18 protein-coding genes are annotated in these 19238 nt (G+C 74.0%); 4 read left to right on the top strand and 14 right to left on the bottom strand.

The features are described from left to right. The first annotated feature begins 34 nt into the window (after positions 1–34). The gene (locus AB0H53_RS24945; RefSeq protein ID WP_362117441.1) at positions 35–1459 is read left to right on the top strand and encodes an MFS transporter; all 1425 of its coding nucleotides are present in this window, start codon (positions 35–37) and stop codon (positions 1457–1459) included. Between the two features lie 48 nt (positions 1460–1507). On the opposite strand, the gene AB0H53_RS24940 is transcribed toward AB0H53_RS24945, so the two are convergent. From AB0H53_RS24940 to AB0H53_RS24920, 5 genes are all read right to left on the bottom strand, one after another. Next, positions 1508–1861: an MmcQ/YjbR family DNA-binding protein gene (locus AB0H53_RS24940; protein ID WP_362117438.1), complete on the bottom strand. Its 354-nt coding sequence runs from the start codon at positions 1859–1861 to the stop codon at positions 1508–1510. Continuing rightward, positions 1858–3153, bottom strand: a complete 1296-nt coding sequence (locus tag AB0H53_RS24935; protein WP_362117436.1) for a hemolysin family protein — start codon at positions 3151–3153, stop codon at positions 1858–1860. The genes AB0H53_RS24940 and AB0H53_RS24935 overlap by 4 nt, the downstream gene beginning before the upstream one ends. Further along, entirely contained in the window at positions 3150–3647 is a 498-nt protein-coding gene (ybeY, locus tag AB0H53_RS24930; protein WP_362117433.1) for an rRNA maturation RNase YbeY, read from the bottom strand. The genes AB0H53_RS24935 and ybeY overlap by 4 nt, the downstream gene beginning before the upstream one ends. A gap of 13 nt (positions 3648–3660) precedes the next feature. Beyond that, complete coding sequence (locus AB0H53_RS24925; protein WP_362117430.1) at positions 3661–4662, bottom strand: PhoH family protein; 1002 nt, start codon at positions 4660–4662, stop codon at positions 3661–3663. Positions 4663–4817: 155 nt separating this feature from the next. After that, on the bottom strand, positions 4818–5933 hold the full coding sequence (locus AB0H53_RS24920) for a PfkB family carbohydrate kinase (RefSeq protein ID WP_362117427.1): 1116 nt from the start codon (positions 5931–5933) through the stop codon (positions 4818–4820). 254 nt (positions 5934–6187) lie between these two features. Between AB0H53_RS24920 and AB0H53_RS24915 the strand changes: the two genes are divergently transcribed. Further along, the gene (locus tag AB0H53_RS24915) at positions 6188–7513 is read left to right on the top strand and encodes an MFS transporter (protein WP_362117424.1); all 1326 of its coding nucleotides are present in this window, start codon (positions 6188–6190) and stop codon (positions 7511–7513) included. A gap of 99 nt (positions 7514–7612) precedes the next feature. Here the strand turns inward: AB0H53_RS24915 and AB0H53_RS24910 are convergent, their stop codons facing one another. From AB0H53_RS24910 to hrcA, 7 genes are all read right to left on the bottom strand, one after another. Continuing rightward, complete coding sequence (locus AB0H53_RS24910; RefSeq protein ID WP_362117421.1) at positions 7613–8605, bottom strand: adenosine deaminase; 993 nt, start codon at positions 8603–8605, stop codon at positions 7613–7615. A gap of 12 nt (positions 8606–8617) precedes the next feature. Further along, complete coding sequence (locus AB0H53_RS24905) at positions 8618–9520, bottom strand: ribonuclease Z (RefSeq protein WP_362117418.1); 903 nt, start codon at positions 9518–9520, stop codon at positions 8618–8620. A gap of 7 nt (positions 9521–9527) precedes the next feature. After that, positions 9528–9887: a histidine triad nucleotide-binding protein gene (locus tag AB0H53_RS24900; RefSeq protein ID WP_362117415.1), complete on the bottom strand. Its 360-nt coding sequence runs from the start codon at positions 9885–9887 to the stop codon at positions 9528–9530. A 188-nt stretch (positions 9888–10075) separates the two neighbouring features. Further along, the gene (locus AB0H53_RS24895; protein ID WP_362117412.1) at positions 10076–10813 is read right to left on the bottom strand and encodes a 16S rRNA (uracil(1498)-N(3))-methyltransferase; all 738 of its coding nucleotides are present in this window, start codon (positions 10811–10813) and stop codon (positions 10076–10078) included. Continuing rightward, a complete protein-coding gene (locus AB0H53_RS24890) occupies positions 10810–11883 on the bottom strand; it encodes a nitronate monooxygenase (RefSeq protein ID WP_362117410.1) in 1074 nt (357 codons plus the stop codon). Before AB0H53_RS24890 ends, AB0H53_RS24895 begins: the two co-directional genes overlap by 4 nt. A 98-nt stretch (positions 11884–11981) precedes the next feature. Continuing rightward, positions 11982–13118, bottom strand: coding sequence for a molecular chaperone DnaJ (dnaJ, locus tag AB0H53_RS24885; protein ID WP_362117407.1), 1137 nt, complete (start codon positions 13116–13118; stop codon positions 11982–11984). Continuing rightward, complete coding sequence (gene hrcA / locus AB0H53_RS24880) at positions 13119–14135, bottom strand: heat-inducible transcriptional repressor HrcA (protein ID WP_362117404.1); 1017 nt, start codon at positions 14133–14135, stop codon at positions 13119–13121. Between the two features lie 168 nt (positions 14136–14303). On the opposite strand from hrcA, the gene AB0H53_RS24875 reads away from it, so the two are divergent. Together AB0H53_RS24875 and AB0H53_RS24870 are read left to right on the top strand one after the other, a co-directional pair. Continuing rightward, entirely contained in the window at positions 14304–15035 is a 732-nt protein-coding gene (locus tag AB0H53_RS24875; protein WP_362117401.1) for an MBL fold metallo-hydrolase, read from the top strand. Between the two features lie 10 nt (positions 15036–15045). Beyond that, complete coding sequence (locus tag AB0H53_RS24870) at positions 15046–15846, top strand: DUF3097 domain-containing protein (RefSeq protein ID WP_362117398.1); 801 nt, start codon at positions 15046–15048, stop codon at positions 15844–15846. Between the two features lie 7 nt (positions 15847–15853). On the opposite strand, the gene hemW is transcribed toward AB0H53_RS24870, so the two are convergent. Beyond that, positions 15854–17086, bottom strand: a complete 1233-nt coding sequence (gene hemW, locus AB0H53_RS24865; RefSeq protein WP_362117395.1) for a radical SAM family heme chaperone HemW — start codon at positions 17084–17086, stop codon at positions 15854–15856. A 90-nt stretch (positions 17087–17176) separates the two neighbouring features. Then, positions 17177–19201 (bottom strand): ATP-binding SpoIIE family protein phosphatase, encoded by a 2025-nt coding sequence (locus AB0H53_RS24860; protein WP_362117392.1) that lies wholly within the window; start codon positions 19199–19201, stop codon positions 17177–17179. Positions 19202–19238: the final 37 nt, after the last annotated feature.

Genomic DNA, 19238 nt, shown 5'->3' with positions numbered 1-19238 from the left:
CCACGGGCAGTCCGTCCGCCGCAGGGTGAGGGACATGACAATCGACACCTCCGCACCCGCCTCCCCCGCCCGTTCCGGCGCGGCGGACCCGGCCGCGTCCGAGCGGCTCACCGGCCGTGCCGGGCTGATCCTGTTCGTGCTGTGCGCCGCCCAGTTCATGGTGGCGCTGGACTTCTCCGTACTGAATGTGGCGCTGCCCGTCCTGGGCGAGGACCTGGGCTTCAGCCAGTCGGCGCTCCAGTGGGCGGTGACCGCGTTCGCGCTGCCGTCCGGCGGGTTCCTGCTGCTGTTCGGCCGGATCGCCGACCTGTACGGGCGGCGCAGGCTCTTCCTCGCCGGACTGGCCCTCTTCGGCGCGGCCTCGCTGCTGGCGACGTTCGCCTGGGACCCGGCGTCGTTCCTGGCCGGACGGGCGCTCCAGGGGCTGGGCGCCGCGGTGATCGTGCCGACCGGCATGTCGCTGCTGACCACGACGTTCCCCGAGGGGCCGATGCGCGCCCGGGCGCTGGGCATCAGCGGCACCCTGCTCTCGCTGGGGTTCACCATCGGCATGGTGCTGGGCGGCGTGCTGACCGACACGCTGGGCTGGCGCTCCACGATGGGCCTGCTCGCCGTGTTCACGCTGATCGTGCTGCCGCTGGCGCCGGGAGTGCTGCCGGAGTCCCGTACGCCGGACCGGCCGCGGCTGGACCTGCCCGGCGCGGTCACCGTCACCGGTGGTCTGCTGGCGCTGATCTACGCGCTGTCGACGGCCGCCGAGCGCGGTTTCGGCGGCACCGACGTGCTGGTGACGCTGGTGGCCGGGGCGGCGCTGCTGTCGGCGTTCGTGGTCATCGAGTCACGGCACCCGGCGCCGCTGGTGTCCCTGCCGATGCTGCGCCGGCGGACGGTGGCCTTCGGCAACCTGGGCGGGCTGGTGACCTTCTCGATGATGTCCACGGTCGTCTTCGTGCTGACCCTGTACCTCCAGGAGGTCCTGGGCCTGTCGGCGCTGTGGACCGGACTGGTCTTCGGGGTCCAGGGCGTGATGTCGGCGGTGGCGGGGTCCCTCGCGTCGAGGGTGATCGCCCGGATCGGCGCCCGCCGCACGCTGGTGGTGTCCCTGCTCGGCCAGGGCGTGTTCGTGGCGCTGCTGCTGGGGCTGGGCGCCGAGTCGGGGGCCGTCCTGGCGACCGTCGGCGTCTCGGTGGCCAGCATGTTCCACCTGGGCGCGATCATCTCGTACGGCCTGACGGTGACCTCGGGCGTCCCGGACGGGGAGCAGGGCCTGGCGACGGGCCTGGTGACCACGACGCAGCAGGTCGGCATCACGATCGGCATCCCGCTGCTCGGCGTGCTGGCCACCACGGGGGACGAGCTGTTCGACGGGGTGCGTACGGTGCTGGCGGTGGACGCGGCGGTCGTCCTGGCGACAGCCCTGCTGGTCGCGGTGGGCCTGCGCCGCGCCCCCCGCGCGTGAGCCGGCGCCGCCCGGGCCCGCGGCCGCTCCCGCCCCGGGCCCGGGCGGTCACGGACGGTCGAGCCCGAGGCGCACCGCGCGCGGCAGGCCGGCGACCACCAGGTCGTAGGAGTCCTCGATGAGCTCGCGGACCATGCGACCGGGCAGTTCCCCGACCGTGACCGTGTTCCAGTGGCGTTTGTTCATGTGCCAGCCCGGCACGATCGCGGGGTGCTCGGCGCGCAGCCGTACAGCGATCTCCGGTTCGCACTTGAGGTTGACGGTGAGCGGCCGGGCGTCCAGCGCGGACAGCGCGAACATCTTCCCCTCGACCTTGAAGACGGAGGTCTCCGGGCCGAAGGGGAAGTCCTCCACGGCGCCGGGGAAGTCCAGGCAGAGGGCGCGCAGCCGCTCGGGGGTCATGCCGCCTCGTCCTCGGTCTCCGGTGCCACGGGCTCCACGAGCACGGTGACGATCTTGTTGCGGCGGCCGGCCGGGGACTCGGCCGTCAGCCGCAGTGCCCGCCCGTCGGGCAGGTCCACCACCGCGGTCGCCCCGGCGATGGGCACCTTGCCGAGGGCCTTGGCGAGCAGGCCGCCGACCGTCTCGACGTCCTCGTCGTCGTACTCGTCCAGGCCGAACAGCTCACCGAGGTCGCCGATGTCGAGGCGGGCGGTGACCCGGTAGCGGCCCTCGTCCAGCTTCTCCACCGGCGGCAGTTCCCGGTCGTACTCGTCGGTGATCTCGCCGACGATCTCCTCCAGGATGTCCTCGATGGTGACGATGCCGGCCGTCCCGCCGTACTCGTCGATGACGACGGCGCAGTGGTTGCGCTCCTTCTGCATCTCGCGCAGCAGGTCGCCGGCGTTCTTGGTGTCCGGTACGAAGACGGCGGCCCGCATCGCGGTGGAGATCAGGTCGTTCTCGGAGTCGCGGTTGACGTGGGTCTTCCGGACCAGGTCCTTCAGGTACACGATGCCGACGATGTCGTCCTCGTTGTCACCGGTGACCGGGATGCGGGAGAAGCCGGAGCGCAGCGCCAGGGTGAGGGCCTGGCGGATGGTCTTGTACCGCTCGATGGAGACCAGGTCGGTGCGCGGCACCATCACCTCGCGTACGAGGGTGTCGCCGAGCTCGAAGACGGAGTGCACCATCCGGCGTTCGTCGTCCTCGATCAGTGACTCCTGCTCGGCCAGGTCGACCATGGCGCGCAGCTCGGCCTCGGAGGCGAACGGCCCCTTGCGGAAGCCCTTGCCGGGGGTGAGCGCGTTGCCGATGAGGATCAGCAGTTGCGGGAGGGGCCCCATGACCCGGGCCAGCGGCAGCAGGACGTACGCGGCGGCGGTGGCGGTGTTCAGCGGATGCTGACGGCCGATGGTGCGCGGTGAGACGCCGACGGCGACGTACGACACCAGCACCATCACGCCCATCGCGACCAGCAGTGCCGCCCAGGTCGTGGCGAACTCGGCCAGGCACACGTAGGTGACCAGGACCCCGGCCGCCATCTCGCAGGCGACCCGCACCAGCAGGGCCATGTTGAGGTAGCGGGTGGGGTCGGTGGCGACCTGGATCAGCTTGGCGGCGCCGCGCCGGCCGCTCCGTACCGCCTCGGCGGCCCGGAAGCCGGAGACGCGCGCGATGCCGGCCTCCGCGCACGCCGCCAGCCACGCCACCACGACCAGCGCCACCGCGCACAGGACGAGTTGGGCGGTCATGAGACGGTCGGCGCCGGGGAGGGGCCGGTCAGGCCCTTCTCCGCCCGCCAGCCATCGACGATCGCCGCCTGGAGGCCGAACATCTCGGCCTTCTCGTCGGGCTCCTCGTGGTCGTACCCCAGCAGGTGCAGCACTCCGTGGACGGTGAGGAGCTGGAGCTCCTCGTCCATGGAGTGCCGCGTCGGTGCCTCCTGGCCCTGCCTGGTGGCGACCTCGGGACAGAGCACGATGTCGCCGAGGAGCCCCTGCGGGGGCTCCTCGTCGTCCTTGGACGGCGGGCGCAGCTCGTCCATCGGGAAGGACATGACATCCGTGGGGCCCGGCAGGTCCATCCACTGGATGTGCAGCTGCTCCATCGCCTCGGCGTCCACCACGATCACCGAGAGCTCGGAGAGCGGGTGGATGCGCATGCGCGTGAGCGCGTAGCGGGCGACGTCCAGGATCGCCCGCTCGTCGACCTCGGTACCGGACTCGTTGTTGACGTCGATCGACATGGTGCTGTTCGGTCTACTTCCCGTTTCGGTTGTCGAACTGCTCGTACGCGTCGACGATACGGCCGACGAGCTTGTGCCGTACGACGTCGTTCGAGGTGAGCCGCGAGAAGTGGACGTCCTCGACGCCTTCCAGGATGTCCTGGACCTGGCGCAGACCGCTCTTGGTGCCGCCCGGGAGGTCGATCTGGGTGACGTCACCGGTGATGACGATCTTGGAGTCGAAGCCGAGCCGGGTCAGGAACATCTTCATCTGTTCGGGGCTCGTGTTCTGCGCCTCGTCGAGGATGATGAACGCGTCGTTGAGCGTCCGGCCCCGCATGTACGCCAGCGGCGCGACCTCGATGGTGCCCGCCGCCATCAGCCGCGGGATCGAGTCGGGGTCGAGCATGTCGTGCAGGGCGTCGTACAGCGGGCGCAGGTAGGGGTCGATCTTCTCGTAGAGCGTGCCGGGCAGGAAGCCGAGCCGCTCCCCCGCCTCGACCGCGGGCCGGGTGAGGATGATCCGGGTGACCTGCTTGGACTGCAGGGCCTGGACCGCCTTGGCCATGGCGAGGTACGTCTTGCCGGTACCGGCGGGGCCGATGCCGAAGACGACCGTGTGCTTGTCGATCGCGTCGACGTACCGCTTCTGGTTCAGGGTCTTGGGCCGGATCGTTCGACCACGGCTGGAGAGGATGTTCTGGGTGAGCACCTCGGAAGGCGCCTCGGCGCCCGCGCTCTCCTCCCGAAGCATGGCGATCGAACGTTCCACCGCGTCCTCCGTCATCGGGGCGCCGGTGCGCAGCACCAGCATCATCTCGTCGAACAGGCGCTGGATCAGCGCGACTTCCGCCGCCGGTCCGACAGCGCTGACCTCGTTGCCCCGGACATGGATGTCGGCGGCCGGGAACGCCTCTTCGATCACACGCAGCAGAACGTCTCCGGAACCCAGCACGGTCACCATGGGGTGCTTGGCGGGGACGGTGAAGTGGGCTCGCGCCTGCTGGGGCGTCTGGGCTGTGGGTGTGTGAGTCATGGGCCGGCTCTGGGGCCTGCGCATACCTCCTGTTGCAGGGTTCTCGCTGCTCGACAACCTCTGTCGTCCAGCGTACGACGTGCCACGGACAAGCCCGAAGGCTTTTCCCGCAGCCGCGCCCCGAGGGCCCGGCGGACCTCGGGGGGAGGCCCGCCCTAGGCGGAGCGGAAGCCGATCGTCGGCACGGCCCGCCGCAGCGGCCAGGGCCTGACCGGGGCGGGCAGCAGCGCCTCCAGGAAGGCGTACCGGCGCAGCGCGTCCGGGTCCTGGCCGGAGCAGTCCTGGACCAGGTTCCACCAGGCGGCCACCTCCACCCAGCCGGGCGCGGACAGCGACCCGCCGAACTCCTGCACCGACAGCGCGGCGGTCAGCCCGGCGAAGGCGAGCCGGTCGGCGAGCGGCCAGCCGGCGAGCGTGCCGGTGACGAAGCCGGCCACGAAGACGTCACCGGCACCGGTCGGGTCCAGGGCGGCGACCTCGATGGCGGGGACCTCGGCGCACTCGCCGGTCGCCTCGTCCACGGCGTACGCGCCCTCCGCGCCGAGCGTGACCACGACGAGGGGCACCTTGCGGGCGAGGGCCCGGGCGGCGGCCCGGGGGCAGGAGGTGCGGGTGTAGCGCATCGCCTCCTCGGCGTTGGGCAGGAACGCCTCGCAGTGCTCCAGGTCCACCAGGCCGGCCAGGTCCCAGCGGCCGGTGTCGTCCCAGCCGACGTCGGCGAAGATCCTGGTGGAGCGCCGGGCGGCGCCGGCGACCCACTCCTCGTGGCGGCCCGGAACGAGGGAGGCGACGGCGGCACGCGCGCGTGGCGGGTACTCGGGCAGGGCTCCGTCGGGCGGTGGGGCCTCGTGGCCGTGGGACACCATGGCGCGTTCGCCGTCGTACGCCATGGAGACGGTGACCGGGGAGTGCCAGCCGGGCACCGTGCGGGACCGGGACAGGTCGATGCCCTCGCCCGTTTCCAGGGCGTCCCAGCAGTACTCGCCGTAGTGGTCGTCGCCGAACGCGGCGGCCAGTGCGGTGCGCAGGCCGAGGCGGGCGAGCGCGGTGGCCATGTTGGCGACGCCGCCGGGGCTGGAGCCCATCCCGCGCGCCCAGGTCTCGGTGCCGCGCGCGGGGACGCTGTCGAGGCCGGTGAAGACGATGTCGAGGAAGACCGTCCCGGTGAGGAACACATCGCAGCCGGGGTCGTCCGGACCGCGCAGGCGGGCCAGCGGGTCGACACCGGCGGTGTGCCGCTGGTGTGGCTGCTCTCCTCTGGGTGTGGTCACGGCGGGCTCCCCGGTCGTGGTGCGGATTGACCCAGTGTGCCCCATTCGCGAAGCCGCCGACGGCCTCGCGGCACCCCGGAAAATCGCTGCAACTACCCGGGCCGACGGGACGCAAACCTTATGTGTCCCGGATCACAGCGCTCCGGCTTCTCGCCCGGTCGGCGCGCTTGATACAAATTGGCCCGCGTTCCCGTGGCGACACCGGGCGCCCTCCCCTCCCCCGGCCCTTCGCCCCGCCCCGCCCTGGAACGCCCATGCCCCCGCGCTCGCGCGCCCCGTGGCCCCTCGTCGCCGTCTTCACGGCCGGCTACCTCGCCGCGTACCTCCTGCCGACCGTCGTCGGCAGCCTCTCCGCCGGCCTCGGCCTGACCCCCGCGCAGGCCGGGCTGGTCGGCTCCACGCTCCTGTCGGGCTCCGCCACCGCCGGTTTCACCCTGGCCTCGCGGGTGGAGCGGTACGGCCCGCGCCGGCTGGCCAGGTGCGGGCTGCTGCTGGCGACGACCGGGTACGGCTGCGCCGCGCTCACCTCGTCGGTGCCGCTGGTGGTGGCGGGCGCCGCGTTCGGCGGCTTCGGTTCCGGTACGGCGACGGCGGTCGCCGCGGCCGGGTTCGCGGGCCGGCGCGACCCGCACCGCGCCTCCGCGCTGGGCCTGTTGACGGTGTCGGCGACGGCGGGCGCGCTGTATCTGACGCTGCCGCACCTGGGCGGTGGGCACGCCCTGCCGTTCGCGTCGATCGCGCTGGTCGCGGCGGCGGTCTGGCCGGCGACGGCGCGCCTGGAGAGCGGTCACGACACCGGTGAGGCGCCGGCGCCGGGGGCGCCGCTGCCCCGCCCCCGCTCGGGGCTGGTGCTGGCGGGCTCACTGCTGTGCTGGTCGATGGCGCAGAACGCCCTGTGGGGCGTCAGCGGCCGGATCGGGGTGACCCAGGCGGGTCTGAGCGAGGTCACGGTCGGCGCGGTGTTCGCGGCGGCGCTGGGCGCCGGCCTGCTGGGCGTCACGGCCGCGGGCGCGCTGGGCGCCCGGCTGGGGCGGGCGGTGCCGATCGGCGTGGGCACGGTGGTCATCGCGGGGTGCGTCGCGGTCAGTTCGGCCGCCGACGGGCTGGTCACCTTCGCGGCCGGCGAGATCCTGTGGAACGCCTGCTACCCGGTGGTCCTGTCGTACGTGATCGGCCTGGCCGCCTCCCTGGACCCGCGCGGGCGCTGGGCGGTCCTGGTCGGCTCGGCGTCCTCGCTGGGCGTGGCCTGCGGCCCGGTGACCGGCAGCGTGCTCTCGGAGCGGGCGGGCTACCCCGGCATGGGCCTGGTGCTCGGCACGCTCCTGCTGCTGCTGGCGGTGCCGTTGACGGCCGTCGCCCTGCACACCTCGGGCCGCCCGCTGGTGGCGGGCGCGGTCCGGCGCCGCGGTGGCGCCCCGGCGGCGGTGGTCGCGGGCACGGCGGGCCCGGGTGCGGGGCCGGTCCCGCAGATGGGCGCCCCGGAGCAGCGGGTCACCGAGATCCCGGTGCCCGTCCCCTCCCGCCGCCGCACGGCCCAGCGCGCCTACCGCCTGGCCCGCCCCTCGGACGCGCCGCACTGACGCCGGACGCGGCCCCGGGCCGGCGGCTCCGGGGCGGGCGGCTCCGGGGTGGGCGGCTCCGGGGTGGGCGGCCCGGCCCCCGGGGCGCGGCGGGCGCGCCTAGTCGAACTCGTACGCCTCGACCTCGGCGAGGTACCGGGCCCGCCGCTCCTCGTCGTGGTCGAGGAACGACGCCCGGAAGGAGTTCCGGGCGAGTTCGCGCAGTTCCTCCTGCCCCAGGCCCAGGGCCTCGCGCACCGCGTGGAAGGTGTCACCGACGTAGCCGCCGAAGTAGGCGGGATCGTCGGAGTTGACGGTGACCAGCAGCCCGGCCGCCATCATGGCCTTCAGCGGGTGCTCCTCCAGGGTGTCGATCGCGCGCAGCCGGACGTTCGACAGCGGGCACAGCGTCAGCGGCACCCGCTCCCGAACCAGCCGCTCCACCAGCTCCGGGTCCTCCATGGAGCGCAGCCCGTGGTCGACGCGCTCGACGCCCAGCACGTCCAGGGCCTCGCGGATGTACGCCGGCGGGCCCTCCTCGCCCGCGTGGGCGACCTTGCGCAGACCGAGCGCCTCGGCGGCGGCGTACACCTCGCGGAACTTCGCCGGGGGGTGGCCGACCTCCGCCGAGTCCAGGCCGACCCCGGCGATCCGGTGCAGGTAGGGCTTCGCGGCCTCCAGCGTGGCCATCGCCGACCCGGCCGGCTGGTCGCGCAGGAAACACATGATCAACTGGGTGGAGACGCCGTGCCGCTCCTCGCTCCCGTCGAGCGCCCGGGCCAGGCCCTCCACGACCGTGCCCATCGCCACGCCCCGGGCGAGGTGCGCCTGCGGGTCGAAGAAGATCTCCGCGTGCCGCACGCCCTGTCCGGCGGCGCGCGCCAGATAGGCGTCGGCGAGCTCGGCGAAGTCGTCCGCCGTGCGCAGCACCGCCATCAGCTCGTAGTAGAGGTCCAGGAAGGACTGGAGGTCGCTGAAGAGGTACGCCTCGCGCAGCTCCTCGGTGTCCGCGTACGGCAGGTCGACACCGTTGCGCGCGGCGAGGGCGAAGGCCAGTTCCGGTTCGAGGGTGCCCTCGATGTGGAGGTGGAGTTCCGCTTTGGGGAGGGGCATGGTGGTGGCTCTCTAGCGTTTGGGAAGGGGGACGCGCGCCAGGTCCTGGGCGATGGTGAGCTCGCCCCGGAAACCGGCCGCGCGCGCCTGTTGTCCGAACAGGCCGGGGTCGTCGTAGCGCTGCGAGAAGTGGGTCAGCACCAGGTGCCGCACACCGGCGTCGCGCGCCACCGCCGCGGCCTGGCCCGCGGTCAGGTGTCCGTGATCGGCGGCGAGCCGGGCGTCCTCGTCCAGGAAGGTCGACTCGATGACGAGCATGTCGCACCCCTCGGCGAGGGCGTGGACGCCGTCGCAGAGCCGGGTGTCCATGACGAAGGCGAAGCGCTGCCCGCGCCGCACCTCGCTGACCTCCTCCAGGCTCACCCCGCCCAGCCGGCCCTCGCGCTGGAGGCGGCCCACGTCGGGGCCTCCGATGCCGTGCGCGGCCAGTCTCTCCGGGAGCATGCGGCGCCCGTCGGGCTCGGTCAGCCGGTAGCCGAACGACTCGACGGGGTGCGACAGCCGGCGCGCCTCCAGCGTGTACCCGGGAGTGCTGGCGAGCACGCCGTCGGCGGCGACCGGCGCCTCGGCCAGCTCCACCGTCTCGCGGTAGGCCGTCGCGTACCGCAACCGGTCGAAGAACCGCTGCCCGCTCGCCGGGTAGTGCGCGGTGACCGGGTGCGGCACCTGGTCGAGGTTGATCCGCTGGATCACCCCGGCCAGGCCCAGGGAGTGGTCTCCGTGGAAGTGCGTGACGCAGATCCGGTCGATGTCGTGCGCGGCCACCCCGGCCCGCAGCATCTGGCGCTGGGTGCCCTCGCCCGGGTCGAAGAGGACACCCTGGCCGTCCCAGCGCAGCAGGTAGCCGTTGTGGTTGCGGTGGCGTGTGGGCACCTGGCTGGCGGTGCCCAGCACGACGAGTTCCCGTACCGACATGGTGCGGTTATCCGGGGGGCCAGTTGAGGCCGCGGCCGCCGAGGACATGGGCGTGGGCGTGCCAGACGGTCTGGCCCGCGCCGGTACCGGTGTTGAACACGACGCGGTAACCGGTGCCGTCGATCTTCTCCTGGGCGGCCACCTCGCCCGCCTCCCGCAGCACGTCGGCGGCGACGTCCGGCGCCGCGGCGGCGAGCGCGGCGGCGTCGGCGTGGTGCGCCTTGGGGATGACGAGGACGTGCGTGGGTGCCTGCGGGTTGATGTCCCGGAAGGCGACGGTCGTCTCCGACTCACGGACGACGGTGGCCGGGACCTCCCCCGCCACGATCTTGCAGAACAGGCAGTCGCTCTGCGGCTCTCCGGCCATGGTCCGGCCCCTTTTCGCTTCGGCGTGGATATGGGTGATCGTCGGTGACGACCTTATCGGCCGCGCGGCGCCGGGACCCCGACGTGGGCGCTCCGGGCGCCGGGACCCGCCGGGCGGGGCTGCCGGGGAGCGGTGCGAGCCGCGCCGCGGCCGGCGGGACGGGCGGCGGGGCGCCGCGCGGAGATCCGTCAGGACCAGCGGCCGGTGCGGCCGAGCAGCAGCGCGGTGGCGGCCGTTCCGGCCGTCGAGGTGCGCAGCACGCTGCGGCCGAGGCGGTAGGGCTTGGCGCCCGCCTCGGCGAAGGCCGCCAACTCCTCGGGCGACACGCCCCCTTCGGGGCCCACCACGAGCACGATCCGGCCCGAGGCGGGCAGTTCGGCGGTGGCCAGCGGCTCGGCGCCCTCCTCGTGCAGGACGGCGGCGAAGTCCGCCCCGGCGAGGAGCCGGGCGACCTGCTTGGTCGACGCCGCGTCCGCGACCTCCGGGAAGCGCAGCCGGCGCGACTGCTTGCCCGCCTCGCGCGCGGTGGCGCGCCACTTGGCCAGGGCCTTCAGGCCCCGGTCGCCCTTCCACTGGGTGACGCAGCGGGACGCGGCCCACGGCACGATCCCGTCGACGCCGGTCTCGGTCATGGTCTCCACGGCCAGTTCCCCGCGGTCGCCCTTGGGCAGGGCCTGGACGACGGTGATACGGGGCACCGGCGCCGGTTCGGTCCGCACCTGGGCCACGGCCACGTCGAGGCGGTCCTTGCCCTCGACGGCGGCGACCGTGCCGTAGGCGCCGGTGCCGGCGCCGTCGGTCAGGACGATCTCCTCGCCGACCCGGAGCCTGCGCACGGAGACGGCGTGGCGCCCCTCCGGGCCGTCCAGCGTGACCGTGGCCGCCCCCGGCGGGACCCGGTCCACGACGAAGACCGGAGCGGTCATGACGCCGCCCGCGGCGCGAGGGCGGCCACCGACGCCTCCAGTTCGGCGTTCAGCACCTCGACCAGCCGGGCGGCGGGCAGGTCACGCGCCAGCCGGTGCCCCTGCCCGGCCCACAGCGCCATGCCCTGCGGGTCGCCCGCCTGCGCGGCGGCCTTGCGCAGGGTGCTGGTCATGTGGTGCACCTCGGGGTAGGCGGCGGGGGCGTACCGCCCGTGCTCCCGTATGAACCGGTTGACCAGGCCGCGCGCGGGCCGCCCCGAGAACGCCCGGGTGAGCTCGGTACGGACGAACAGCGGGTCGGTCATCGCCGACTTGTGCAGCGGGTGTGCCCCCGACTCGGGGCACACCAGGAACGCGGTGCCCAGCTGCGCGGCCTCGGCGCCGGCCGCGAGCACGGCGGCGATCTGGCTGCCGCGCATCAGGCCGCCGGCGGCGACGATCGGCAGCGGCACGGTCTCCCGGACCGCCGCGACCAGCGACAGCAGGCCGGTCCCCGCACCGTCGGCCGCCGGGTCGTCGCGGTGGGTCCCCTGGTGGCCGCCGGCCTCGACGCCCTGCACGCACACCGCGTGCGCACCGGCCTGCCGCGCGGCCAGCGCCTCCTCCGGCGAGGTGACCGTCACCACGGTGAACGTGCCGACCCGGGCGAACGAGTCGAGCGTCTCGCGCGTCGGGCACCCGAAGGTGAAGGACACCACGGGGACCGGGTCCTCGAACAGGATGGCCAGCTTGGCGTCGTACCCGTCGTCCCGTCCCGCGGCGGGGTCGCCGAGCGCGGTCTCGTACCAGGCGGACTCGCCGGCGAGCTGGTTCCGGTACACCTCGACGGCGGCGGCGTCGGCCTGGCCGGGCTGCGGCATGAACAGGTTCACCCCGAAGGGGCGCGCGGTCAGCCCCCGGACCTGCTTGATCTCCTGGTACATGCCGTCGGCCGTCTTGTAGCCGGCGGCCAGGAAGCCGAGGCCCCCGGCGTCGCACACGGCGGACACCAGCCGGGGACAGGAGGCGCCGCCCGCCATGGGCGCCTGCACGATCGGGTACCGGCAGAGATCGGTCAGTGCGGAGGACATGCACGCATGGTGTCACGCCCCCGGTCCGGGCCCGAAACCCGCACCCGCGAACGGGCGTCCCCCCGCGCCACCGGGCGCGGGGGGACGGAGGCGGGCCCCTAACGTCCGTTGAAGGCGTCCTTCAGGCGGGAGAACAGGCCCTGCTGACCCGGCTGGAACTGGCCCAGGGGACGCTCCTCGCCGCGCAGCTTCGCCAGCTCCCGCAACAGCCGCTCCTGCTCCGCGTCCAGCTTGGACGGGGTCTGGACCTCCACGTGCACGATGAGGTCACCGCGCCCGCCGCCGCGCAGGTGCGTGACACCGCGCCCGTGCAGCGGGATGGACTGGCCGGACTGCGTGCCCGGCCGGATGTCGACCTCCTCGACACCGTCCAGGGTCTCCAGCGGGCACTTGGTGCCCAGCGCGGCCGCCGTCATCGGGACGGTGACCGTGCAGTGCAGGTCGTCGCCGCGCCGCTGGAAGACCGCGTGCGGCAGCTCGTGGATCTCCACGTACAGGTCGCCGGCCGGGCCGCCGCCGGGGCCGACCTCGCCCTCGCCGGCCAGCTGGATGCGGGTGCCGTTGTCGACACCGGCCGGGATCTTCACCGTCAGGGTGCGGCGGGAGCGGACCCGGCCGTCACCCGCGCACTCGGGGCACGGGGTGGGCACCACGGTGCCGAAGCCCTGGCACTGGGGGCAGGGCCGGGAGGTCATGACCTGGCCCAGGAAGGAGCGGGTCACCTGGGAGACCTCGCCACGGCCGCGGCACATGTCGCAGGTCTGGGCCGAGGTGCCGGGGGCGGCGCCCTCGCCGGAGCACGTGGTGCAGACGACCGCCGTGTCGACCTGGATGTCCTTGGTGGTGCCGAAGGCCGCCTCGTCGAGGTCGATCTCCAGACGGATCATCGCGTCCTGGCCGCGCCGTGTGCGCGACCGGGGCCCGCGCTGGGACGCCGTGCCGAAGAAGGCGTCCATGATGTCGGAGAAGTTGCCGAAGCCGCCCGCGCCGAAGCCGCCGGCGCCACCGCCGCCCGAGGAGGACAGCGGGTCGCCGCCGAGGTCGTAGACCTGCTTCTTCTGCGGGTCCGACAGCACCTCGTAGGCGGCGTTGATCTCCTTGAACCGCTCCTGCGTCTTCGGATCGGGGTTGACGTCCGGGTGCAGCTCGCGAGCGAGCCGCCGGAACGCCTTCTTGATCTCGTCCTGGGACGCGTCGCGGCGTACGCCGAGTACGGCGTAGTAGTCCGTGGCCACTTACGACTCCGCCAGGATCTGTCCGACGTAACGTGCCACTGCGCGTACCGCTCCCATCGTTCCGGGGTAGTCCATGCGGGTCGGTCCGACCACGCCGAGTTTGGCGACTGCCTCGTCGCCTGAACCGTAACCGACCGCGACGACGGACGTGGAGCTGAGCCCCTCATGGGCGTTCTCGTGCCCGATGCGTACGGTCATGGCCGAGTCCGTGGCCTCGCCGAGCAGCTTGAGGAGCACGACCTGCTCCTCAAGCGCCTCCAGCACCGGCCTGATCGTCAGCGGGAAGTCGTGCCCGAAGCGGGTGAGATTGGCGGTTCCGCCGATCATCAGCCGCTCCTCGGTCTCCTCCACCAGCGTCTCCAGCAGGGTGGCCAGCACCGTGGAGACGGTCCCGCGGTCCTCCGTCTCGAAGGACTCGGGGAGGTCCTGCACCAGCTGCGGTACGTCGGTGAAGCGCCGCCCGACCACCCGGCTGTTGAGCCGCGCCCGCAGGTCGGCCAGGGACGTCTCGCCGAACGGCGCGGGGCAGTCGATCATGCGCTGCTCCACCCGGCCCGTGTCGGTGATCAGGACCAGCATCAGCCGGGCCGGCGCCAGCGACAGCAGCTCGACGTGGCGCACGGTGGACCGGGTCAGCGAGGGGTACTGGACGACCGCCACCTGCCGGGTGAGCTGCGCCAGCAGCCGTACCGTACGGCCGACGACGTCGTCCAGGTCGACCGCGCCGTCCAGGAAGTTCTGGATGGCGCGCCGCTCGGGCGTCGACAGCGGCTTGACCCCGGCCAGCTTGTCGACGAAGAGCCGGTAGCCCTTGTCGGTGGGGATCCGGCCGGCGCTGGTGTGGGGCTGGGCGATGAACCCCTCCTCCTCCAGGACGGCCATGTCGTTGCGCACGGTGGCCGGGGAGACGCCGAGGTTGTGGCGCTCGGTGAGCGCCTTGGAACCGACCGGCTCCTCGGTGCCGACGTAGTCCTGGACGATGGCGCGCAGCACTTCGAGTCTGCGTTCGCTGAGCATGCGCACACCTCCAGCTAGCTCTGGTTCCTGCCGTTTGGCCTGGCACTCGCCCTGTCCGAGTGCCAGCCGTCCCCGGGTCAGTGTACGGGGCCCGGGCGCGCCCGTGCCAAGGGCGGCGGTCACGCCGTCGGCGGGGCGGGCCCCTGGGTTTGCCGATAGCGTCGCGGTATGGACGTCCGTTGGGAAGACTTCGGCTGGGAGCGGCTCGGCGACGGGGTCGGCAGGCGGCGGCTGCCGGTCTGGGACGCGACCACCGCGCTGGTCGCCGGGGAGCGCGGGGCCCTGCTGTTCGACACGGGTGCCACCCTGCGGGAGGGCGCCGAGATCAGGGCCCAGGCGCAGCGGCTGCTGGGCGGCCGCAGGGTGACGCATGTCGCACTGAGCCATCCGCACTTCGACCACGTGCTGGGGACGGCGGCGTTCGCCGGGGCGGAGGTGTACGGGGCGGTGGGCGTCGACGCCCTGCTGAGCCGGGAACGGGACGCGCTGCGCGTCGACGCGGTACGTCACGGGGTCGCCGAGCCGGACGCGGTGGAGGCGACGGACGTGCTGGTCGTGCCGCACCACCTGGTCTGCGGCGGCTGGACGGTGGAGCTGGGCGGGCGCCAGGTGCTGCTGTCCGACGCCGGACCGGGGCACAGCGGCCACGATCTCGCGCTGCTGGTGCCGGGCGGGAACGGGTCCCGGGCGGTGGTGTTCTGCGGCGACCTGGTGGAGGAGTCGGGCGACCCGCAGGCCGGGCCGGACGCCGTCCCGTCGCGCTGGCCGGCCGCGCTGGACCGGCTGCTGGAGCTGGGCGGTGAGGACGCGCTGTACGTGCCGGGCCACGGGGCGGTGGTCGACGCCGCGTTCGTACGCGCCCAGCGCGATGAGCTGGCCCGCCGGTTCGGGGTGTCGTAGCGTCTGACGGATGCGCAGCTACCACCCCGATCTCACGCCCCCCTGGAAGCGTTCCGCGCCGGTGCCGGAGGTACCCGCCGAGCCGGACCTGGTGGTGGAGGAGGTGGGCACGGGTTTCTGCGGGGCGGTGATCGGCTGTGAGGCGGGGACGGTCACCCTGGAGGACCGGTTCGGCAAGCAGCGGGCCTTCCCGCTGGCGCCGCGCGGGTTCCTGCTGGAGGGCCGTACGGTCACCCTGGTGCGTCCGGCCGCAGGGCCCGCGCGGCCGTCCCGCACCGCCTCCGGCTCGGTCGCCGTGCCGGGTGCGCGCGCCCGGGTGGCCCGGGCGGGGCGGATCTATGTGGAGGGCCGCCACGACGCCGAGCTGGTGGAGCGGGTCTGGGGCGACGACCTGCGCGTCGAGGGCGTGGTCGTGGAGTACCTGGAGGGCGTCGACGACCTGCCGGCCGTCGTGCGGGACTTCGGGCCCGGCCCGGACGCCCGGCTGGGCGTCCTGGTGGACCACCTGGTGCCGGGCTCCAAGGAGTCCCGTGTCGCGGCGCGGGTCACGGACGCCCACACCCTGGTGGTGGGGCACCCGTACATCGACATCTGGGAGGCGGTGAAGCCGTCCTCCGTGGGCATCCCCGCGTGGCCCGCCGTGCCCCGCGGCCAGGACTGGAAGACGGGGGTGTGCCGCGCCCTGGGCTGGCCGGAGAACACGGGCGCGGCCTGGCAGCACATCCTGTCGCGGGTCCGCTCCTACAAGGACCTGGAGCCGGCGCTGCTGGGCCGGGTCGAGGAGCTGATCGACTTCGTGACGGCGCCCTGAGCCGGGTTCAGTCCACCAGGTCCCGTACGACGGCGTCGGCCAGCAGCCGGCCGCGCAGGGTGAGGACCGCGCGGCCCCCGGCGAAGGGGCCGGGGTCCAGGAGGCCGTCGGACACCGCCCGGCCGGCGGCGGCCAGCCCGGCGGGCCTGAGCAGGGACAGCGGGCAGCCGTCCCGCAGGCGCAGCTCCAGCAGCACCCGCTCGACGCGCCGGTCCTCCCCCGACAGCAGCTCGCGGCCGGCGCCCGGGGAGCGGCCCTGGGCGAGGGCGGCGGCGTAGGCGCCGGGATGCTTGACGTTCCACCAGCGCACCCCGCCCACGTGGCTGTGCGCGCCGGGCCCGGCTCCCCACCAGTCGGCGCCGCGCCAGTACAGCTCGTTGTGCAGGCACCGCCCGGCCGACGAGGTGGCCCAGTTGGACACCTCGTACCAGTCGAACCCGGCGCCCGTCAGGAACTCCTCGGCGATCAGGTACCGGTCGGCGTGCACGTCGTCGTCGGTCATCGGCACCTCGCCGCGCCGGATGCGGCGGGCGAGCTGGGTGCCCTCCTCCACGATCAGGGCGTACGCGGACACGTGGTCGGGGCCCGCGCCGATCGCCGCCTCCAGGGACGCCCGCCAGTCGTCGTCGCTCTCGCCGGGGGTGCCGTAGATCAGGTCGAGGTTGACGTGCTCGAACCCGGCCGCGCGGGCCTCGGCGACGCAGGCCTCGGGGCGGCCCGGGGTGTGGGTGCGGTCGAGCACCCTCAGGACGTGCTGCCGGGCGCTCTGCATGCCGAAGGAGATCCGGTTGAAACCGCCCTCCCGGAGGGTGGCGAGGTAGCCGGGGTCGACGGACTCCGGGTTGGCCTCGGTGGTGATCTCGGCGTCGTCCGCGAGCCCGAACTCGTCACGGATCGCGGCGAGCATGGCCACCAGGTCGGACGCGGCGAGCAGCGTCGGTGTGCCGCCGCCCACGAAGACGGTCCGTACCGGCCGGGGGTCGTCGCCGAGCACCTTGCGGGCCAGGCGGACCTCGTCGGTGAGGGTGGTGGCGTAGTTGTCCCGGGAGGCCAGCACGCCGCCGGAGCCGCGCAGCTCGGTGGCGGTGTAGGTGTTGAAGTCGCAGTAGCCGCAGCGGGTGGCGCAGTACGGCACGTGCAGATAGAACCCGAGCGGCCGCTCACCGGACCCGAGCAGGGCGGACGCGGGCAGCGCGCCGTCCTCGGGCATGGGCTCACCATCGGGCAGTACGGAAGGCATACCGCCCATTGTCCGTCACCCGGCCGCGTGACCGGGTCCGCCGCCCGGCCGCCCCGGGCCGGCCGCCACCCGGTGGCCCCGTGCGGTCCGTCAGCCGGTGAGCTGGCCGGGGGCCGGGGCCTGGAGGACCAGCAGGGCGAGGTCGTCGCGTACGGGTGTCTCGCCGAAGGCGTGGACCGCGCGCCTGACCCGTTCGGCGACGCTCTGCGCGCTGTGTCCGGCGCAGGCGGTGAGGATCTGCGCCAGGCCGTCCTCGTCGTCGAGCATCCGCCCGGTGCGCGAGCGCCGCTCGGTGACGCCGTCGGTGACACAGAGGAGGGTGTCGCCGGGGGCGAGGTGGAAGGTGTGGCTCTCGTATCCCACGTCGTCGACGACACCCAGGAGGACCTGCGGCACGGCGGCCTGGAGGACCGTTCCGTCAGGGCGCAGCAGCAGCGGCAGGGGATGGCCGGCGCAGGCCAGGGTGCACCGGGCCCCGCCGCCGTCCTCCGGAGCCAGCGGGACGATCTCCCCGTACAGCAGGGACAGGAACCGGGACTGCCGCGAGCCCGGCAGGTCCTGGCCGCCGGCCGCCGCGGCCATCAGGGCGGCCGCCTCGGCGACCTCCGTGGCGTCGTCGAGCAGGAGCCGGTTGAGCCGGTCGAGTACCTCGCCGACCTGGTGTCCCTCACGGGCCAGCAGCCGCAGCCAGGGGCGGGCCAGGCCGGTGACGACGGCGGCCTCGGGGCCGCTGCCCTGGACGTCGCCGAGCATGAAGCACCAGCGCCGGACGCCCGGGCCCGCCTGGAAGATGTCGTAGAAGTCGCCGCCGGCCAGCCCGTCGCCACTCGGCTCGTACACCACGCAGCTCTCGACGCCGGGAATGCGCGCCACCTGGCTGGGCAGCAGCCCGCGCTGGAGCACCCGGCTGATGGTGACCTGGCGGGTGTACCGGCGGGCCGCCCCGATGGCGAGGGCCACGCGCCGCGCGAAGTCCTCGACGAGCGCGGTGACCGCCTCCGGGACGCGGGCCTGTCCGCGCCGTCCCAGCAGCAGGGTGCCGAGCCCCCGGCCGCCGACGACCAGCCGGTAGGCCAGGGCGGCGCCGCGGCCGGTCCGGCCGCAGAAGGTCTCACCGCCCTGGCCGGTCTCCTCCGGCCAGGGAACGGGGACCGGGCCGGGGTGGGCGGGCTCGGTCATCGGTGGGGGTTCCTTCTGGAGCACCATGCGCAGCGGCTCGATGGCGGACTCGTCGGCGTGCCAGACCCGGGCCAGGCGGGGAGACGTGCCCTCACTGTCGTCGCCCTCCAGCCAGAACGCGCACCAGTCGGCCAGCCGGGGCACGAGGAGCTGCCCGGCGAGGGCCGCCACGAGGTCCTCGTCGAGTTGTCCGGCCAGCAGGTCGGAGGCCTCGGCCAGGAAGGAGAGCGCGCCGCCGCCGGCCCACTCCTGGTCGTCGCGCACCGGGCGCCGGGGGGCGGGCGCGAGGATCTCGGCGGCGCGCAGGCCGCGCTGGATCGCCTGTTCGCCGCCGGGCACCGGGCAGGTGTCCCAGCCGTCGAGCGGCAGCCGCGCCCAGACGGTCTTGAGGCCGGGGTGGTAGGTGATGCCCCAGCACTCGGCGAGGGCGGCCACGAGCTGGAGCCCGCGGCCGTACTCGGCGATGCCGCACTCGTCGGGCTGCCGCCCGTCGCGCACGTTGCGGGCGGGGTGGTGGTCGGACACCTCCAGGACGAGGGCGGCGGGCTCGTCCTCGGTGGGCTCCTCCAGCCGGAAGAGGAGCTCGACGGTGGTGCCGGCGTGCACGACGGCGTTGGTGACCAGCTCGTCGACGACCAGGACGGCGTCGTCGGCGACCCGGTCGGTGATGGTGGCCGCGGCGGGCAGCGCCAGGCCGGTCCAGTCGGCGAGCGCGGCCCGGACGAACCGGCGCGCGGCGGACGGGGCGAGCGGGTTGCCGGGCAGGCTGGTCCGCGCGAGGGAGGGGCCCGGCGGCGGGTGCGGGGGCGAGAGATGGTGAGGTGTCGGGGCGGTGGCCCGTTGTGACGGAAAGGACCCCACGTGCGGCTCCTCGTCGGCTCCGGTTCGGACACCGACAGGGTGACAGATCGGACTCGCCCGTAAGCGCCGAGTCATGGAACTGGCCGCACAATTGACCCCGAACAGGGGGCGC

It is taken from the genome of Streptomyces sp. NPDC050856 (assembly GCF_040653855.1).
Lineage (GTDB): Bacteria > Actinomycetota > Actinomycetes > Streptomycetales > Streptomycetaceae > Streptomyces.
Note: the sequence above shows the minus strand (reverse complement) of the source record. Positions and strands in the feature narration are given on the sequence as shown.

Excerpts from the sequence above, each read along its gene's own strand:
- AB0H53_RS24945 (WP_362117441.1), top strand. The coding sequence starts at position 35 with ATGACAATCGACACCTCCGCACCCGCCTCCCCCGCCCGTTCCGGCGCG.
- AB0H53_RS24940 (WP_362117438.1), bottom strand. The coding sequence starts at position 1,861 with ATGACCCCCGAGCGGCTGCGCGCCCTCTGCCTGGACTTCCCCGGCGCC.
- AB0H53_RS24935 (WP_362117436.1), bottom strand. The coding sequence starts at position 3,153 with ATGACCGCCCAACTCGTCCTGTGCGCGGTGGCGCTGGTCGTGGTGGCG.
- ybeY (WP_362117433.1), bottom strand. The coding sequence starts at position 3,647 with ATGTCGATCGACGTCAACAACGAGTCCGGTACCGAGGTCGACGAGCGG.
- AB0H53_RS24925 (WP_362117430.1), bottom strand. The coding sequence starts at position 4,662 with ATGACTCACACACCCACAGCCCAGACGCCCCAGCAGGCGCGAGCCCAC.
- AB0H53_RS24915 (WP_362117424.1), top strand. The coding sequence starts at position 6,188 with ATGCCCCCGCGCTCGCGCGCCCCGTGGCCCCTCGTCGCCGTCTTCACG.
- AB0H53_RS24910 (WP_362117421.1), bottom strand. The coding sequence starts at position 8,605 with ATGCCCCTCCCCAAAGCGGAACTCCACCTCCACATCGAGGGCACCCTC.
- AB0H53_RS24905 (WP_362117418.1), bottom strand. The coding sequence starts at position 9,520 with ATGTCGGTACGGGAACTCGTCGTGCTGGGCACCGCCAGCCAGGTGCCC.
- AB0H53_RS24900 (WP_362117415.1), bottom strand. The coding sequence starts at position 9,887 with ATGGCCGGAGAGCCGCAGAGCGACTGCCTGTTCTGCAAGATCGTGGCG.
- AB0H53_RS24895 (WP_362117412.1), bottom strand. The coding sequence starts at position 10,813 with ATGACCGCTCCGGTCTTCGTCGTGGACCGGGTCCCGCCGGGGGCGGCC.
- AB0H53_RS24890 (WP_362117410.1), bottom strand. The coding sequence starts at position 11,883 with ATGTCCTCCGCACTGACCGATCTCTGCCGGTACCCGATCGTGCAGGCG.
- hrcA (WP_362117404.1), bottom strand. The coding sequence starts at position 14,135 with ATGCTCAGCGAACGCAGACTCGAAGTGCTGCGCGCCATCGTCCAGGAC.
- AB0H53_RS24875 (WP_362117401.1), top strand. The coding sequence starts at position 14,304 with ATGGACGTCCGTTGGGAAGACTTCGGCTGGGAGCGGCTCGGCGACGGG.
- AB0H53_RS24870 (WP_362117398.1), top strand. The coding sequence starts at position 15,046 with ATGCGCAGCTACCACCCCGATCTCACGCCCCCCTGGAAGCGTTCCGCG.
- hemW (WP_362117395.1), bottom strand. The coding sequence starts at position 17,086 with ATGCCTTCCGTACTGCCCGATGGTGAGCCCATGCCCGAGGACGGCGCG.
- AB0H53_RS24860 (WP_362117392.1), bottom strand. The coding sequence starts at position 19,201 with ATGACTCGGCGCTTACGGGCGAGTCCGATCTGTCACCCTGTCGGTGTC.